16 protein-coding genes are annotated in these 17649 nt (G+C 66.0%); 8 read left to right on the forward strand and 8 right to left on the reverse strand.

Annotation, left to right across the window (positions count from 1 at the left end):
* Positions 1-121 precede the first annotated feature (121 nt).
* Complete coding sequence (locus tag ACFQO4_RS04110) at positions 122-328, reverse strand: DUF2196 domain-containing protein (RefSeq protein WP_500259704.1); 207 nt, start codon at positions 326-328, stop codon at positions 122-124.
* A gap of 148 nt (positions 329-476) precedes the next feature.
* Here ACFQO4_RS04110 and ACFQO4_RS04115 point away from each other — a divergent pair, with 148 nt between their 5' ends.
* On the forward strand, positions 477-1862 hold the full coding sequence (locus ACFQO4_RS04115) for a phosphohexomutase domain-containing protein (RefSeq protein WP_500260455.1): 1386 nt from the start codon (positions 477-479) through the stop codon (positions 1860-1862).
* Positions 1863-1910: 48 nt separating this feature from the next.
* Here ACFQO4_RS04115 and ACFQO4_RS04120 read toward each other — a convergent pair whose 3' ends face one another.
* Complete coding sequence (locus ACFQO4_RS04120; RefSeq protein ID WP_500259705.1) at positions 1911-2258, reverse strand: winged helix-turn-helix domain-containing protein; 348 nt, start codon at positions 2256-2258, stop codon at positions 1911-1913.
* A 126-nt stretch (positions 2259-2384) separates the two neighbouring features.
* Here ACFQO4_RS04120 and cdd point away from each other — a divergent pair, with 126 nt between their 5' ends.
* Positions 2385-2777, forward strand: a complete 393-nt coding sequence (gene cdd / locus ACFQO4_RS04125) for a cytidine deaminase (protein WP_500259706.1) — start codon at positions 2385-2387, stop codon at positions 2775-2777.
* A gap of 78 nt (positions 2778-2855) precedes the next feature.
* Here cdd and ACFQO4_RS04130 read toward each other — a convergent pair whose 3' ends face one another.
* The gene (locus ACFQO4_RS04130) at positions 2856-3566 is read right to left on the reverse strand and encodes a phosphoribosyltransferase family protein (RefSeq protein WP_500259707.1); all 711 of its coding nucleotides are present in this window, start codon (positions 3564-3566) and stop codon (positions 2856-2858) included.
* A 102-nt stretch (positions 3567-3668) separates the two neighbouring features.
* Positions 3669-4340, reverse strand: coding sequence for a helix-turn-helix domain-containing protein (locus ACFQO4_RS04135; protein WP_500259708.1), 672 nt, complete (start codon positions 4338-4340; stop codon positions 3669-3671).
* Positions 4341-4429: 89 nt separating this feature from the next.
* On the opposite strand from ACFQO4_RS04135, the gene ACFQO4_RS04140 reads away from it, so the two are divergent.
* Positions 4430-5056, forward strand: coding sequence for a methyltransferase family protein (locus tag ACFQO4_RS04140; RefSeq protein ID WP_500259709.1), 627 nt, complete (start codon positions 4430-4432; stop codon positions 5054-5056).
* Between the two features lie 30 nt (positions 5057-5086).
* Here the strand turns inward: ACFQO4_RS04140 and thrS are convergent, their stop codons facing one another.
* Positions 5087-7045: a threonine--tRNA ligase gene (thrS, locus tag ACFQO4_RS04145; protein ID WP_500259710.1), complete on the reverse strand. Its 1959-nt coding sequence runs from the start codon at positions 7043-7045 to the stop codon at positions 5087-5089.
* A 370-nt stretch (positions 7046-7415) separates the two neighbouring features.
* On the opposite strand from thrS, the gene mutS reads away from it, so the two are divergent.
* Entirely contained in the window at positions 7416-10064 is a 2649-nt protein-coding gene (gene mutS, locus ACFQO4_RS04150) for a DNA mismatch repair protein MutS (protein ID WP_500259711.1), read from the forward strand.
* A 41-nt stretch (positions 10065-10105) separates the two neighbouring features.
* On the opposite strand, the gene ACFQO4_RS04155 is transcribed toward mutS, so the two are convergent.
* On the reverse strand, positions 10106-11344 hold the full coding sequence (locus tag ACFQO4_RS04155) for an Nramp family divalent metal transporter (RefSeq protein ID WP_500259712.1): 1239 nt from the start codon (positions 11342-11344) through the stop codon (positions 10106-10108).
* A gap of 197 nt (positions 11345-11541) precedes the next feature.
* On the opposite strand from ACFQO4_RS04155, the gene ACFQO4_RS04160 reads away from it, so the two are divergent.
* From ACFQO4_RS04160 to msrB, 4 genes are all read left to right on the forward strand, one after another.
* On the forward strand, positions 11542-12429 hold the full coding sequence (locus tag ACFQO4_RS04160; protein ID WP_500259713.1) for a dihydrodipicolinate synthase family protein: 888 nt from the start codon (positions 11542-11544) through the stop codon (positions 12427-12429).
* 3 nt (positions 12430-12432) lie between these two features.
* Positions 12433-14703, forward strand: coding sequence for a DNA mismatch repair endonuclease MutL (gene mutL, locus ACFQO4_RS04165; RefSeq protein WP_500259714.1), 2271 nt, complete (start codon positions 12433-12435; stop codon positions 14701-14703).
* A gap of 141 nt (positions 14704-14844) precedes the next feature.
* Entirely contained in the window at positions 14845-15006 is a 162-nt protein-coding gene (locus ACFQO4_RS04170) for a hypothetical protein (RefSeq protein ID WP_253433483.1), read from the forward strand.
* Between the two features lie 61 nt (positions 15007-15067).
* Positions 15068-15469, forward strand: coding sequence for a peptide-methionine (R)-S-oxide reductase MsrB (gene msrB, locus ACFQO4_RS04175; protein ID WP_500259715.1), 402 nt, complete (start codon positions 15068-15070; stop codon positions 15467-15469).
* An 81-nt stretch (positions 15470-15550) separates the two neighbouring features.
* Here the strand turns inward: msrB and ACFQO4_RS04180 are convergent, their stop codons facing one another.
* A complete protein-coding gene (locus ACFQO4_RS04180; RefSeq protein WP_500259716.1) occupies positions 15551-16552 on the reverse strand; it encodes a glutathione S-transferase family protein in 1002 nt (333 codons plus the stop codon).
* Between the two features lie 110 nt (positions 16553-16662).
* Entirely contained in the window at positions 16663-17601 is a 939-nt protein-coding gene (locus ACFQO4_RS04185) for a calcium/sodium antiporter (protein WP_500259717.1), read from the reverse strand.
* Between the last annotated feature and the right edge of the window lie 48 nt (positions 17602-17649).

Raw genomic sequence — 17649 nt, forward strand, 5'->3', positions numbered from 1 at the left:
CTCGCCACGAAGCAGTTACTCAATCGAGGTTGATAGAGAGTGAAATAGTCGATTTGTCGGCACGTTCGTGGCTACGCGAGAAGTGGTTCGAGACGTTTTCGAACTTCGTTCCTGATCGACTCTACGCGTCGGAGACGACCTCGAGGACGTGTCCCACGGCCCCGTTTTTCAGCTCGACTTCGGGACCGTTCGGGTCGTCGCCGATGACGGTACCGATCTCGCCGACTATCGGCTCCTGGTCGGTCGACTGGACGTCCTGGTCGCCCTGCACGATCCGGACGGTCATTCCCTGTCTGAGTTCGGTCGCTTGCGGGCGTTCGTTGGACATGCTCGAGGGTCCATCGGTGACGTCAAAAAGCGTGATGCCTGCAGTCGCGCCGAAGGAGAGGGCGGCGGCGTTCGTAACAGTGTCGACGCCAGCCGACGAAACTCTTCGAGACGGTGTCGCTAAGTACCTCCTCGAGCAACACCACCCCATGACCCTCTTTGGAACCGCAGGTATTCGCGGCCCCGTCGCCGACACGGTGACGCCGTCGCTCGCGCTCGCCGTCGGCCAGGCTGCCGGCTCGCCGGGTGACTCCTTCGTCGTCGGTCGGGACGGCCGGGAGACCGGCCCTGCGCTGGCCGCCGCGCTGGAGGCCGGCCTCGAGAGCGCCGGATCGAACGTCGAACGCGTCGGCCAGGTGCCGACGCCCGCGCTCGCGTTCGCCTCGCAGGGGCGTCGCGGCGTCATGGTCACGGCGAGTCACAACCCGCCCGCCGACAACGGCATCAAACTGTTCGTCGACGGCGTCGAGTACGACCGCGAGGCCGAGAAGGCGATCGAATCGATCGTCGAAACGCCCGAGCTCGCTCCGTGGGACGAGTGGGGAAAACCGCGACGCGGCGACGTCCTCGAGGGGTACCGGCAGGCCGTGGTTGACTACGTCCGAGAGCGGTTCCCCGCCGAGGACGACCGCCCGCTCGCGGGACTGTCGGTCGCCGTCGACTGCGGCAACGGCGTCGGCGCGCTGGCGACCCCGCAGGTGCTCGACGTCCTCGGCGCCGACGTGGTGGCGATCAACGCGACCGTCGACGGCCACTTCCCCGCCCGGGAGAGCAAGCCCACCGCGGAGACGCTGACGGACTTTTCGGCGTTCCTTGCCGAAGGCTCGTTCCACCTGGGGCTCGCTCACGACGGAGACGCCGACCGACTCGTCGTCCTAAACGGCGACGGCGAGGTCGTCCACGAGGACACGATCCTGGCGGTCGTCGCCGCCCACTACGCCGAGACGAGCGCCGCGGACGACCGGGTCGTCGTCACGACGCCCAACGCCTCCGCCAGAATCGACGAGCGCGTTCGTGAGGCCGGCGGCCGCGTCGAGCGAGTTCGGCTGGGTTCGCTCCACGAGGGAATCGCCCGGGTCGAAGCAGCGGCCGCCGGAGACGGCGCCGCGGCGGACACTGAGGTCGTCTTCGCCGCCGAACCCTGGAAACACATCCACACCGCCTCCGGCGGCTGGATCGACGGCGTCACCAGCGCGGCCGTCGTCGGCGCGCTCACCCTCGAGGCCGGGTCGCTCGAGGCCCTGCGCGACCCCGTCACCGAACGACCCTACCGCAAGGTCTCGGTCGACTGTCCGGAGTCTGCGAAAGGCCCTGCGATGGCGACCCTCGAATCGACGCTGCCGGCGGCGTTCGAGGATGCGACGGTCGACACCGACTACGGGGTCCGCCTCGAGTTCCCCGACGCCTCGTGGCTACTTGTCCGCCCGAGCGGGACCGAGCCCTACGTCCGCCTGTACGCCGAGAGCGACGACGTCGACGCGCTCGTCTCGGACGCGCGTGACGTGATCGAGTCGGCGGTGGCCGACCACAGATAACCCTGCCGTGGGGCGTCCAATACAAGAAAAAGATTCTAGCGACCGAGTCTATAGATCGCAGTACAGCGGCAATCCGCCACGCACGCACGTGATCCGGATCGGGTCGTCGTAGCTCACGGAGACGTGGTCGGCCGCGCGGACGTATCTCGCTGGATCGGTCCGACTCACCGAGCGCAATAGTCCGGCGTCCTCGAGTCGGGAGACGGTTCGGTAGGTCGTGCTGAGCGGAATCTCGAGCTCCTCTGCGAACTCGCTGACGGGCGTCGAGCCGTCCGCGTAGCGATACAGCTCGCGAGCGGTGTCCTCGGAGAGGAGAGAGACAATGCGCTCGGGGTTGCAACCTCCCTCCCCGTCGCTGATACCGCACGGATGTCCGTCGGCTACTGTCTGGCCCATACGTATTCGTCACCGAGTGTTCACATACCTCCTGTCAGTCGCTCCCACTCGGTGGGAAACGCTGGCAGGCGTTCGTATCCCGACGAAACGCTTTGATACTTCCCCGCCGAATCGTGGGCCACAGCTATGGATTCACTCATCGAGGCCGCCCGCGACGTCCAGTCTCGAGCCCACGTCCCCTATTCCAAGTACCCCGTCGGCGCGGCGCTCGAGACGGCCGACGGCGAGGTCTTCGTCGGTTGCAACCTCGAGAACGCGAACTACAGCAACAGCCTCCACGCCGAGGAGGTCGCCATCGCCGAAGCCGTCAAGAACGGTCACCGCGACTTTGTCCGTCTCGCCGTCAGTTCGGGTCGTCGCGACGGCGTCACACCCTGTGGAATGTGTCGCCAGACGCTCGCGGAGTTCGCCGACGACGACCTCGTCGTCTACTGTGACGAGGGCGACGACGATCCGCCGAGTGAGTACACCCTCGGGGAACTCCTGCCGAACACGATCACCGAAGAGATGCTTGAGTGAGGTGAGGGCGTGGGTCGAGTGAGAGGGAGACCGAGAGCGGGAGCAGGGGGAGGCGAGGTCCGAGGGCAAAAACCAACCTCAAACCGTCGTCAACGATCCGACCGGCGCTTCGGTTCGGCCTTTCGCTCGTTCGATGCCGTCGGTTCCCGCCGCGATGAGCGCAAAGACTCCGGCGACCTCCGCCCCTGCCGTTTCGACGATGTCGAGGAGCAGTTCCTGGGTCTCGCCGGACCGGATCAGGTCGTCGACGACCAGGACGGAGTCGTCCGGGTCGATCGCGGCCGCGGGCAGGTAGTAGGTGAGTTCGATGCCCGACTCGAGGCGCTCGCGAGCCTCGAAGAAGTCCTCGACGGCAGTCTCCTTGCGTTTCTTCGCGTACGCACACCGGGTTCCGTAGTAGCTGGCGAGTGAGGCGGCCAGCGTGATGCCGTCGGTGGCGGCCGTCAACACGACGTCGGGGCGCTCGAAGTCGAACGCGTCGGCCACGACGGGTGCGGCGAGGTCGAGAAACGGCTGGTCGAAGACGGCCCCGGAGTTGTCGACGTACCCCTCCGAGTCGACCCGGATGCGGGCCTCGAGTTCGGCCGCCAGCGCCTCCCGACCGACCTCCTCGACCACCTCGCGGGCGCGTTCGGTCCCGGGGAGGACGTGTCCGTTGACGTAGCGGTTGAGGTCGCCCGCCGGCAGGCCGGTTGCCTCGGCGAGTTCGTCGTACGTCCGGGTTTCCTTGAGCATCCGCAGCACGTCGACCGCTCTCAGCTGGAGCGCGGCTTTTTCGGCTCGGTTCATGCGTGTACGCACGATTCCACAAGTATGTATATTTCGATCGATAGTTTCGTGTCACACCACCACAAACGTGGGTAGCTCGGTCTGATCCATCGCACGCGTCGGCTACCGATGATACCGGGCCACCAGCCGCCGGGCGAGGCGTGCCTGAGCACGCTGGAGCAGGCGCGACGCCGTGCTCGAGGCGCAGTCCAGTTCCCTGGCGACGGCTGCGACGCCGGCCTCGCGGGGCACCTCGAAGTAGCCGACCTCGACGCCCGCAGCGATGGCCTCGAGTTGCCGGTCGGTGAGTGCGTCCGCAATGGGGGCGTGGCGACGATCGTACTCGCCGATCGAGCGAACGGTGACGTCGATGGACTCGGGAAGACCCTCGAGCATTGCCTGCAAGTTCTCGCCCGTGCCGACGACGGTCATTCCGAAATCCGCGGACTCGTCGTAGGTGATCGGCGGGACCACGACGAGGTCGAGCGCGGCGAACGCCGCTCGCCACTCGACGTCCGCCTCGCGGGTCTCCTGGCAGACGTAGAGGTAGAAGGAGCCGTCGTCGATTGGCGTCAGATCGTACCACCGGATCGATTCCGTGGACTCGAGCGCCGCTTCGTAGGGCTCGCGGTCGGCCTCGACGTAGAAGAGTTCGTACTCGAGGCCGTCCTGGCGGGCGGCGACGTTCCAGGCCTGGAGTTCCTCGTAGCGAACGGCGTCGCCGTCCCTGATGAATCGCTGCATCGGGTGGAGCATCCAGTCGGGCTGGGAGAGTTCCACGGAGAGCGATTTCACGGTCCGTTCGTCTCGAGTGGTCGAATTGGTATAAATGCACTAGTCAATTCGTGATAACGCCGATCGAATCCGCGGCGCAACTTACGACCATGGTCGACTGGATTCCGCTCGACGCACCGGAACGACTCGCGTTCGTCGTCGCCGCGAGCGCGTTATCGCTCAATTTCGTCGGCGTGCTCGCAACACTCGCGGGCCGCGCCGACTACTGGCCGCCCGGCGAGCGTGATTGGCGGTTCTACGCCCAGTGGACGCTCGCACAGACGTTTTCCGTGTGTCTTCTCGCGGTGGCCGTGCTCGATTGGAACGAGTTCTGGCTCCCTCGAAGGCTGACGCTCGTCGCCGGCCTCGTGCTCTTCGTCCCCGGCTTCGTCGTCGCACTCGCCGCAGGACGCGATCTGGGAAGCGAGGAGACCGTCGGCCTGACCGGCGAGTTGCGAACCGGCGGCTGGTACCGCTACTCCAGGAACCCCCAGTACGTCGCTTACCTCGTCGCTACGGTCGGATTCGCACTGCTGGCGAACTCCGCGTCCGTGGCGGTGCTCTGTGGACTGTATGCCTGCTGGTGGCTCCTCCTGCCGCTGGCCGAGGAGCCGTGGCTCCGCGAGCAGTACGGGGAGGCCTACGAACGGTACGCCGCCTCGACGCCGCGCTTCGTCGATTTGCGAACGTTCAAACGGTTCTCGGACGAGCACACTGGGCGCGACGCGACGGGATGAGCGGAGAGAACGAAACGGTGTCTCGAACGCCTATTCCGCGAGGAAATCCGGCTCCGAACGCTTCTCGTCGCGCTCGGCCTCGAGGTGGGCCCGGAAGTCCTCGATTTCGACGTCGTACTCCTGGTCCTCGAAGCGATCCCGAACCGAGATGTTCCCGGCTTCCTCCTCGTTGTCGCCAACGATGATCTGGTAGGGGACGCGGTCGTCGTGGGCCGCGCGGATCTTGCGCTCGAGCGTGCTGTCCCTGTGGTCGACCTCGGTCCTGAAGTCGCCGAACTCGTTGGCGACGCGGTGGGCGTAGCCGAGGTTGTCGTCGGAGATTGGGAGGACGCGCACCTGCTCGGGAGCGAGCCAGAACGGGAAGTTCCCCTCGTAGTGCTCGATGAGCATCATGAAGAAGCGCTCGTAGCTGCCGTAGAGCGCCCGGTGGATCATGACCGGCTCGTGGGCCTCGTTGTCCTCGCCGACGTAATCGAGGTCGAAGCGCTCTGGCATGTTGAAGTCCAGCTGAACCGTCGGGCCGTCCCAGTGGCGGCCGATGGCGTCCTCGAAGGCGTAGTCAATCTTCGGGCCGTAGAACGCGCCGTCGCCGGCCTCGAGGTCGTAGTCGACGTTTCGTTTCTCGAGGACCGACTCGAGTTGGGCCTCCGCTTTATCCCAGATCTCGTCGCTCCCCACGGACTTCTCGGGGCGCGTCGCGAGCGCGACCTCGTACTCGAGGTCGAACGTGGAAAGCACCTCGTCGATGACGTCCATGATTTGCTCGACTTCGCGCTCGATCTGATCGGGGCGGACGAACAGGTGGCCGTCGTCGATCGTGAACGCCCAGACTCGCGAGAGGCCGGAGAGTTCGCCGCGCTGTTCTTTCCGATACACTTTGCCGTTCTCGGCGTATCGGATCGGCAGGTCGCGGTAGCTCCAGGAGTGATCCTGGAAGATCGCGGCGTGGCCCGGGCAGTTCATCGGCTTCAGGCCGAACTCGTCGTCGCCCACGTCGAAGATGAACATGTCGTCCTCGTAGTTCTCGTAGTGGCCTGACTTGTGCCAGAGGTCCGTCTTGAACACGTGGGGCGTCTCGACGTAATCGTAGCCCGCGTCCTCGTTCAGGTCCTCGACGAAGCCCTCGAGTTCCCGTAAGATCGTCTTCCCCGGCGGGTGATACAGCGGGAGCCCTGGACCCGTGACGTCCTGGATCGAGAACAGGTCCATCTCGTTGCCGATCTTACGGTGGTCGCGCTCTTTGGCCTCTTCGCGGCGTTCGAGGTAGTCCTCCAGGTCGCTCTCGTCCTCGAAAGCCGTCCCGTAGATCCGGGTCTGCATCGGATTTTCCTCGTCGCCGCGCCAGTAGGCTCCCGCGATTTCGAGCAGTTTGACGACGCCGATTTCGCCCGTCGACTCGAGGTGCGGGCCGGCACAGAGGTCCTCCCACTCGCCCTGGCTGTAGAAAGTGACCTGTTCGCCCTCTTCGGCCAATTCTTCGAGCAACTCGAGTTTGTAGGGTTCGTCCGCCAGGCGCTCCTCGGCCTCCGCGACCGAGACTTCCTCGCGCTCGATGTCGTAATCGGCTTCGATGATGTCCTCGATCTCGGCCTCGAGCGCCGAGAAGTCGCTCTCGTCGACCTCGAGGTCGTCGAAGTCGTAGTAAAAGCCCTCCTCCGTCGGCGGGCCGATGGCGAGTTTCACGTCGTCGAAGTGGCGCTCGACGGCCTGGGCCAGACAGTGGGCCGCGGAGTGGCGGAGCACGTCGAGGTACTCGTCGGACTGGTCGGTGACGATCTCGAGGCGAGCCTCCTCGAAGACGGGAGCCTCCTTGGCGACGAGTTCACCGTCGAGTTTGCCGGCGACCGTGTCGCGGCCGAGACCGGGGCCGATCTCGTAGGCGCAGTCCTCGACGGTGGCGTCGGAGGCGACCTCGAGTTCGGAGCCGTCGGGGAGGACGACGTTGATCGATTGCGGTGCGGATTCGGATTCGGGTTCGGGTTCTGACATTGGTGGGTTGTGGGTGGGTTCGGTGTTGTGGTAGCTGTGAGTGTCGCTATCGGGTGACTACGGACAGGTGGTATCCTCGCTCGAGTCGCTCGGGCAAGATGTCTGGACGCTGGTACGCGTGATCGCGTCCGTTCTTGTTCTGCCAGGCGTCGCACCGAGCGTCGTGCGTACCGCTCGCTGAGGCGTTCGTGTCGACACAACGAGCGGTAGGTGGGAATTAGAAACGGGCGGACGGCCCTGTAAAGTAGACACCTACCATCGTACCTCTGGGTATCCCCGAACGGAATAAAAACGTTTTGATGGTGTGCGGATCGCTCGAGTCCTGCCCCAACCCGGAGGACTTTACTCGTCGGAACACGCTCGAGCCAGTATGACCGAGGCGACGGGGATCGTCGGCGAGTTTCTTGCCTTGAAAGCCGACACCGAGGCGGACGTGCTGGCGATGCAGTGTGGCGACTTCTACGAGTTCTTCGGCGACGACGCCGAACTCGTCGGCGAGGAACTCGAGCTCAAGGTGACCTCCAAATCGTCCCAGGGCCAGTCCTACCCGATGGCGGGCGTCCCGCTGGCCGACCTCACGCCCTATCTCAAGGCACTCGTCGAGCGCGGCTACCGCGTGGCGGTGGCCGACCAGTACGAGACCGACGACGGCCACGTCCGCGAGATCGTTCGCGTGGTGACGCCGGGGACGTTCGTCGAGACGAGCGACGCCGACGCGCAGTATCTCGCGGCGGTGGTTGCGGATCAAAACTCGAGTTCCAGCAGCGAAACCGCATACGGGCTCGCCTTCGCAGACGTCACGACGGGCCGATTCCTCGTCGCCGGTGCCGAAGACGTCGACGAGGCGATGACCGAACTCTACCGCTTCGCCCCCGTCGAGGTCCTGCCCGGCCCCGACGTTCGGACCGACGACGACTTCCTCGCACAGCTCCGCGACCGACTCGAGGCGCGTCTCACCCTCCACGAGACCGAAGCGTTCGCCCCCAAACGAGCGACCCACCGCGTCCGCGACCACTTCGGGGCCGAGACCGTCGACCGGCTCGACCTCCCCGAATCCGCGCTCGCCGCCGCGGGCGCCGTCCTCGCCTACGTCGAGGAGACCGGTGCGGGCGTGCTCGCGTCGATGACCCGCCTCCAGACCCACCGCGGGGACGATCACGTCACCCTCGACGTGACCACCCAGCGCAACCTCGAGCTGACCGAGACCATGCACGGCGAGCGCGACGGCTCCCTCTTCGCGACTATCGACCACACGAAGACCAGCGCCGGAGGGCGGTTACTCAAGGAGTGGCTCCAGCGTCCCCGGCGCTCGCTCGACGTGCTCGAGGAGCGACAGGCGAGCGTCGGCGCCCTCGCCACCGCCGCGCTCGCCCGGGACGAACTCCAGGACGTGCTCGGTGGGGCCTACGACCTCGAGCGCCTGGCCTCGCGGGCGACTCACGGGAGCGCGGACGCGCGGGACCTGCTCGCGGTGCGAGATACCCTCGTGCTGGTTCCCCGGGTGGTCGAAGTCGTCGAATCGACGCCCGACCTGGTCGACTCGCCGCTGTCGACCATCGTCGACCGGGTCGACCGCGAGCGGGCCGCCGACCTCCGCGAGACGCTGGCTGATGCGCTGGCCGAGGACCCACCGTCGACGGTGCGCCAGGGCGAGTTGCTGAAGAAGGGCTACGACGACGACCTCGACGACCTCATCGAGCGCCACGACGAACTCGAGCAGTGGCTCGACACGCTGGCCGACCGCGAGAAGCGCCAGCACGGGCTCAGTCACGTCACCGTCGACCGGAACAAGACCGACGGCTACTACGTTCAGGTCGGGCGATCGGCGGCCGACGGCGTGCCCGACCACTACGAGGAGATCAAACAGCTCAAGAACTCCAAGCGATTCACGACCGACGAACTCGAGGACAAAGAGCGCGAAATCCTCAGAATCGAGGAACAGCGCGGCGACCTCGAGTACGAACTGTTCCAGCAGCTTCGCCAAGACGTCGCGGAGCGGGCGGCCCTCCTCCAGGACGTCGGACGTACCCTCGCGACCGTCGACGCGCTCTCGAGTCTGGCGAGTCACGTCGCCGAGAACGGCTGGGTTCGGCCCACCCTCTCGCGGGGACAGGGCCTCGAGATCACCCAGGGGCGTCACCCCGTCGTCGAGCAGACGACCGAGTTCGTCCCGAACGACGTGGCGATGGACGCGGATCGCGGCTTTCTGGTGGTGACCGGACCCAACATGTCCGGGAAGTCGACGTACATGCGCCAGGTCGCCTGCATCGTCCTGCTGGCCCAGATCGGCAGTTTCGTCCCTGCCCGCGAAGCCAGGATCGGTCTGGTCGACGGCATCTTCACCCGCGTCGGCGCCCTCGACGAACTGGCCCAGGGGCGCTCAACGTTCATGGTCGAGATGAGCGAACTCTCGAACATCCTGCACGCGGCGACCGACGAGTCGCTCGTCATCCTGGACGAAGTGGGGCGGGGAACCGCCACCTACGACGGCATCTCCATCGCCTGGGCGGCCACCGAGTACCTGCACAACGAGATCCGGGCGAAGACGCTTTTCGCGACTCACTACCACGAACTCACGGGCCTGGCCGACCACCTGCCCCGCGTGGCGAACGTCCACGTCGCAGCTGACGAGCGCGACGGCGACGTGACCTTCCTGCGAACCGTTCGCGACGGCCCGACCGATCGCTCCTACGGGATTCACGTCGCCGACCTCGCGGGCGTTCCCGCTCCCGTCGTCGACCGCGCCCGCGACGTCCTCGAACGACTGCGCGATGAGAAGGCCATCGAAGCGAAGGGCGGGGGTTCGAGCGAGCCTGTCCAGACGGTGTTCGACGTCTCGAGCGGGAGTTTTCGGGGACCGGCGAACGCCGACGGGGGTGACCCGGAGCCACCAGGGCCGGCGGTCGACCCAGCGGTCGAGGCCGTCCTCGAGGACCTCGAATCGCTCGACGTGAATGCCACGCCGCCCGTCGAGTTGATGGCGAAAGTGCAGGAGTGGAAACGACGGCTCGAGGAGTGAAAATCGGCGAGAAACAGCACAATAGAGGCCGACAGCGGAATTCAGAGGAACGCGATCACTTCCCGCAGGTAGTTGAGGACGATACCGATGATCGCGAGGTAGCCGACGATTCCGAAGACGTTGACGATCAACCCGTTCGTGTACGGGCCCATAACCTCCTCGTCGTTCGCGATGCCGAGAATCAGGAAGCCGAGGACCGGGAACGCGATCACGGCGACCGCCTGCGCGATCCGGAGGAGTTCGATCGGGTCCTCCTGGAACGCGATCACGACGGCGAGGCCGAAAAGAACTGCAACCGTCGCCCAAGTCTTGACCGGCCGGCCGTCCATCGTCGGATCCTGACCGAACCCGTCGGCCAAGAGCGTCGCCCCGAGGATCGCATTGACGACCAGCGAGGAGAGCGCGGCGAAGAAGAAGCCGAGCGTGAAGAGGTAGAACGCGCCCGAACCGGCGACTGGCTCGAGCTGGGAGGCCATGCCGACGGCGTCGAAGACTGGATCGGTCTCGCCGTGAATGACGCTCGCGCTCGTCAGCATGATGACCGTCACGATGAGACCGAGGACGGCGATACCGAGAATGCTGTCCGATCCCTTCTCGGCGAGCTGGTCCGGGCCCCACTCTTTCTCCCGGACGAGATACGTCTGGTAGGCCGCGGCAGCGATCGAAAACGTCGTGGCCGCCATTCCGAGCGCGAGGAAGAGCGCGTCGACGTTCGGGACCGACGGGATCAGACCGCCGGCAGCCGCGGAAACGTCGAACCCGACGATGGCGAGCGTCCCGACGAACGCGACGAGCATGATCCCGACGACGAGTTTGATTAGGAGTTCGATCTTCTCGTACAGGTTCGGCAACCAAATGAACCCGATCGCCGCGATGGAGAACACGGCGGCCCAGAGCCTGACGTCGTATCCGACGAGCGCGTTCGTCGCGAATCCGATGCCCGCGTTGTTGCCGGCCTGAAACGCGAGGATAGCGAGGAAGCCGAAAACACCACCAACCGTCGCGAGGCCGTTACCGTATTTCTCTCGAGCGACCTCGAGGAGCGTCTCCCCGGTTGCGAGGCCGATCCGTGCAGCCATCCACGTGTACGTGATCATGAAGACCGTCGCGGTTATCGGCACCCACAGTAGCTGGTAACCATAGAGACTCCCAGCGATCGTACTCAGCGCGATACTGCCCGGTCCGACGACGACGGCCGCCAGTATGAGCGCTGGACCGATGGCCGTGATCCGATTCCAGAGGGATCGACTCGATGCTGGTTCTGTGTTGGTTGCAACCATACCGCAAAGCTACATTCAGGAAATAAATAGATACTGGCGATTCGAACAGACATCACCGAGAACGATTCCGGAAGGAACGCCGAAAAGCGTTGAATTACCGCTCACACAGGACCATCGTTCGACGCACCTGTCGAGGGTCACGAACTCAGTCGAATTCCCGTCGATACCCTTTTGCATCCGCTCAGAAACAACCATACATGACTTTCCAGCAGGCGCTCGAGGGCGTCACGTGTCCCATCGTGACGCCGTTCGACGAATCGGGATCGGTCGACGAGGAATCGCTGGGGCCGCTCGTCGACGCTCTCCTCGAGGGCGGCATTGACGGGCTCTTTCCCTGCGGGACGACCGGCGAGTTCGCGAGCCTCTCGCCCGACGAACGGCGTCGGGTCGTCGAGGTCACGGTGGAGCGAGCCGACGGCGAGGTACCGATACTCGCTGGCGCCGCTGCGACGAGCGTCGCCGAGACGGTCGATTACGCCGAAGCGGCCGCCGAGGTCGGCGCCGACATCGCGGTTGTCGTCCCGCCGTACTTTCACACATCGAACAACCCCGACGGCGACCGACAGTTCTTCGAGGCGGTGGCCGACGAGTCGCCGCTCCCCCTCGTGCTCTACAACATCCCCTCGTGTACGGGCCAGCCCATCGCCCTCGAGTCGCTCGAGGCGGTCGCCGACCACGAGAACGTCGTCGGCCTGAAGGACTCGAGCGGTGACTTCGAGTACTTCCTGGCGGCGATGCGCCGGACGCCCGAAGAGTTTCTGTGTCTGCAGGGATTCGACACGCTGCTCGTCCCCTCCCTCCGAATGGGCGCCGACGGCGGCGTGAACGCGCTCTCGAACGTCGCCCCGGAGGCGTACGTCGAGGTGCTCGAGACCGCCGAAACCGAACGCGGGGAGGTCCTCCAGACGGCGATCTCGGGACTGTTCGAGGCGTGCGGAACCTACGGATTCGCTCCCGCAACCAAAGCCGCCCTCGGCCACCGCGGGTGGCTCCCGTCCGACGCGGTTCGCCCGCCGCTGGTCACCGTTCCCGAGGCAGGACGAGAGACGATCACCGACCGTACCGACACGCTGCTCGAGGGCTGAATCATGACCGACGACACAATCGACACCCCATCTGACGACCCAACCGACGACGCGGACGACCGAGCAAACAATCGAGCAACGGACGAGCGAGCAGCGGACGAGACGACCATCCACCATCTCGACGAGCACACCGTCGCCCGGATCGCTGCCGGAGAAGTCGTCGAGCGGCCCGCCAGCGCGGTCAAGGAACTGGTCGAGAACGCCCTCGACGCCGACGCCACGCGCATCGACGTCGAGATTGAGGCGGGCGGCACCGAATTCATCCGAATCAGCGACGACGGCCGCGGGATGACCGAGACGGACGTCCGCCAGGCAGTTCGCCAGCACACGACGAGCAAGATCACGGGCCTGGAGGACCTCGAGCGCGGCGTCGAAAGCCTGGGCTTCCGCGGCGAGGCGCTCCACACCATCGGTTCGGTGTCGAAGCTGACGATTCGGACCCGGCCTCGAGCCGACGGACTCAGCAGCGAATCTCCGACGGGAACTGAACTCGTCTACGAGGGCGGCGACGTCGTCGCCGTCGAACCGACCGGCTGCCCGGAGGGAACCACGGTCGTCGTCGAGGACCTCTTCTACAACACCCCCGCCCGACGGAAGTTCCTCAAGACCACCGCGACCGAGTTCGCCCACGTCAACCAGATCGTCACCCGCTACGCCCTCGCCAATCCGGACGTGGCGCTCTCGCTCACCCACGACGGGCGCGAGGTGTTCGCCACGACGGGCCAGGACGACCTGCAGGCCGCCATCCTCTCGGTCTACGGCCGGGAGGTCGCCCGCTCGATGATCGACGTCGAGGCCGAAGCCGATGACCTCCCGGTCGGCCCGCTCGAGTCGGTCTCGGGAACCGTCTCGCACCCGGAGACGAACCGGGCCAGCCGGGACTACCTCGCGACCTACGTCAACGGGCGAGCGGTCACCTCCGAGGCCATCCGCGAGGGGATCATGGACGCCTACGGGGGCCAACTCGGCGGAGACCGCTACCCCTTCGTCGTGCTCTTCCTCGAGGTCCCCGGCGACGCCGTCGACGTGAACGTCCACCCCAGAAAGCGCGAGGTTCGCTTCGACGACGACGATGCCGTCCGCCGTGCGGTCGAGTCGGCCGTCGAGGACGCGCTGCTCGAGCACGGTTTGCTCCGCTCGCGGGCGCCGAGAGGACGCTCGGCACCCGAGGAGGCGGCGGTCGGGCCCGACGACGAGTACGAGGACGGAACGCTCGCGGGGGCGGCTGACGACGCCAAGGCGAGCGAGTCGACCGGTTCAGGACCGTCGAATCAGTCGGTCTCGGGCGACGGCGTCGGCTCGCGTTCGCTCGATTCGAATGCCGACTCGAGCGAGGCACCCGCAACGCAGACAGATGGCTCGAGGTCGACCGAGGCACCGGAAACTGGGCAGTCGTCGGACGGATCACGAGCGAACACCTCGAGTGGGGCCGAAACGTCACCGTCGACCCCTTCGTCCGACCTCGAGGCGAACCGTTCCGATCCCTCGAGGGCATCCGAACAGACGAATCGAACGCCAGGTACGTTGGATGCGACGGACGCGGCGGAGACGACAGACGCAGGAGATCGATCTCGAAACACCGCCTCGAGCGACCCGTCGCGCTCGATCACCCCGTCGACCGACCAGCAGACGCTGGCGGGCGGGACGGCTACCGGGGCCCTCGAGTACGACTCTCTGCCCTCACTTCGGGTACTCGGTCAGCTGAAGGACACCTACGTCGTCTGCGAGACGCCCGAGGGCCTCGTCCTGGTCGACCAGCACGCCGCCGACGAGCGGGTCAACTACGAGCGCCTCCAGCGAGCGTTCGCCGACGATCCGACGACCCAGGCGCTCGCCTCGCCCGTCGAACTCGAACTCACTGCCGTCGAGGCCGAGGCCTTCGAGCACTACCGGGACGCGCTCGCGCGCCTGGGTTTTTCCGCCGACCGCGTCGACGACCGCACGGTCGCCGTCACCACCGTTCCCGCCGTCCTCGAGAAGACCCTCGAGCCGGCCCAGCTCCGGGACGTCCTCGCGTCGTTCCTCGACGGCGACCGCGAGGCGGGCGCCGAGACGATCGACGCGCTGGCCGACGACTTCCTCGCCGACCTGGCCTGCTATCCGTCGATCACCGGCAACACCTCGCTCTCGGAGGGGTCCGTACTAGACCTACTCGAGGCGCTCGACGACTGCGAGAACCCCTACGCCTGTCCCCACGGTCGTCCCGTCCTCGTGCAGTTCGAGTACGGGGACCTCGAGGACCGGTTCGAGCGGGATTATCCGGGTCACGCCTGATTCGGTCGCGACGGAGAGCGTCTCCTGCATAACTATGGTTTTTATATGATAATCCGCCGATAGCTGGCGGACCAATCACGAGCGAAGAGAGTCACTCGAGGTCGTGAAAACGACTATGCCATTAACTAACATAGCTCGAGTATGGCGATGCAATCCCCCTCCGGTCGACACTCGCGCTGCCTGAACTGCGGCTTCGAAGCGCCCGGCGGCGACGACGCGTGGGTTCGCCTCGAGGTGCCCGGCCTCGGGCGGATGACCCAGTGTCCGGAGTGCGAGAGCACGAACGTGATGACGGGGCGCTAGTCCGCGTCACCTGCCGCTCCGTCGCAGACAGACTCTTGAGTCCGGCAGCCCAACTACGGCTATGAGCCAGGAATCCGACGAGCGAGCGCTGACCGACGAAGAGTGGCGCGAGCGCCTGACCGACGAGGAGTACCGCGTTCTCCGGGAGGCCGGGACCGAGCGCCCGTTCTCCGGCGAGTACGTCGACCACGAGGAGGACGGCTCCTACTCGTGTGCGGGCTGTGGAGCCACGCTCTTCGAGTCGGACACGAAGTACCACTCGGGGTGTGGCTGGCCGAGTTTCTACGACGCAGACGACGACGTGATCGAGACGCGCGTCGACACCAGCCACGGCATGCACCGCACCGAAGTCCTGTGTGCCAACTGCGGTGGCCACCTCGGTCACATCTTCGAGGACGGTCCCGAACCCACGGGGAAGCGCTACTGCATCAACTCGGCGGCGCTCGAGTTCGAAGACGAGTAGTCACGACGCGTTTCGAAGTCGGAGCGTGAATCGTCGAGGATCGCCTCGAAGGGAGGGAGAACCGATCGCGAATTGATCAGGTTAATCGAGCGACGACGCCAGCGCCGCGGGTGGCTCTCCAGAGAGCGCGTCCCGGTCGTGTGGCGCCTCGAACTCGAGGTCGGGGCCGCGGGCGACGATGCCGTGCGGGTTCACGTCCGGGTGGGTCGTGTAGTAGTGTTCCTTGATGTGGTCCATCTCGACCGTCTCTGCGACACCGGGCGTCTGGTAGAGGTCGCGCAGGTACGGCCAGAGGTTGTCGAACTCGCGGATGAATTTGACGTTGCATATGAAGTGCGTGTGGTAGACCTGGTCGAATCGCACGAGCGTCGTGAACAGGCAGACGTCGGCCTCGGTCAGGCGGTCACCGGCGAGGTAGCGCTGCTCGGCGAGGACGTCGTCCCAGCGTTCGAGCGCCTCGAAGAGGTCGTCGACGGCCGCCTCGTACGGCTCCTGCTTCGTCGCAAACCCGGCCCGGTAGACGCCGTTGTTGATCGGCTCGTAGATTGCCTCGATGATATCGTCGACGTCCTCGCGGTAGCCCTCGGGGTAGAGATCGACGTCCCTGGTCGCCAGGTCGCCGAACTCGGTATCAAGCATGCGGATGATCTCTGCGGACTCGTTGTTGACGATGGTGTCTTCCTTCGTGTCCCAGAGCACCGGCACCGTAACTCGGCAGGTCGCGTCCGGGTCGGCGCGCACGTAGAGTTCCCGGAGGAAGTCCGCCCCGTGGACGTGATCGACGGTACACCCGTCTTTCTCGGGCGTGAACTGCCAGCCGTCCTGGTCGCGGTAGGGGTCGACGACCGAGACGGAGATGGCGTCCTCGAGCCCCTTCAGCGACCGCACCAAGAGCGTTCGGTGGGCCCACGGGCACGCGTAGGAGACGTAGAGGTGATACCGTCCGGCTTCGGGCTGGAATCGAGCGTCCGGCTCGTCCCGAATCTCGTCGCGGAACGTCGTCGTCTGGCGCTCGAAGGCTCCCTCCTCGTTCGTAGTCTCGGACGCGTCGGTTCGCCACTCGCCGTCGACGAGCATATTCATAGTCGAATAGAGGGGCCGCCCGCACAAAGGCCCTCGCTAACACCGATGTCACCTCGAGCGACGACGGACGAGTGGCTCGAGGGCCTATCGAGCCTCGAGTCGGAGACTCCTCAACCCGCCGCCAGCACCCAGTAGCCCGCCACCGAGAGTGCGAGCGCGACGCCCTCGAGACGGGTTAGCCGACGCCCGGTCGCCAGGAGGACGGCCGAAACGGCGGTCAACGCGGCGAGCCACCACAGTCCCGAGCGAACACTCACGTCGACGGCCAGCGGCGCGGCCACCGCGGAGATGCCGAGCACGCCCAGCAGGTTGAACACGTTCGACCCGACGACGTTCCCGGCCGCGATGCCGACCTCGGCACGCCGCGCCGCGACGACGGACGCTGCCGCCTCGGGGAGGGAAGTTCCCCCGGCGACCACCGTCACGCCGATGAGCCACTCCGAGACGCCTCCGGCGCGAGCGAGTTCGACCGCGCCCTGGACGAGCAACCGGCCGCCGAGACCGACTAGAACCAGGCCGACGACGAGGACGAGCGCGTCGATCCCAGGGTGGCGGTTCGTTCCCGAGCGGTCGGAGTCGACGGCGTCGACGTCGGAATCGCGTGCCGAACGGGCGAGCCAGGCCATATAGGCGGCCAGACAGACGAGGAGAAAGATGCCTTCCGTGCGCGAGACGTACAGATTGACCAGAACCGCGATCCCGACCCCGGTCGCCGCCGCCATCGCGACGGCGTCCCGCCGGACGAGGGTATCGGCGACGCGAAACGGACTGATGATCGCCAGTACGCCCAGAATCGCGCCCAGGTTGAACGCGTTCGATCCGACCACGTTGCCGACGGCGATGGCGCCGCGTCCCTCGAGGGCCGCCTCGACGCCCACGACGATTTCGGGCGCCGACGTCCCGAAGGCGACGACGGTGAGACCGACGATCAGCGGCGGGATGCCCGCGGCTCGAGCGAGTCGGGAAGCCGCGGTAACGAGCCAGCGAGCGCCGAGCCAGAGCGCGAGAAGACCGACGAGAGTCGAGGCGATGGGTTCGAACGGGACCACGGGTGACCTTCCACCGCCGATCGGATAAGCGTCGGCGTCGGCACTGGT

This window comes from Saliphagus sp. GCM10025334 (assembly GCF_042663485.1).
Lineage (GTDB): Archaea > Halobacteriota > Halobacteria > Halobacteriales > Natrialbaceae > Natronosalvus.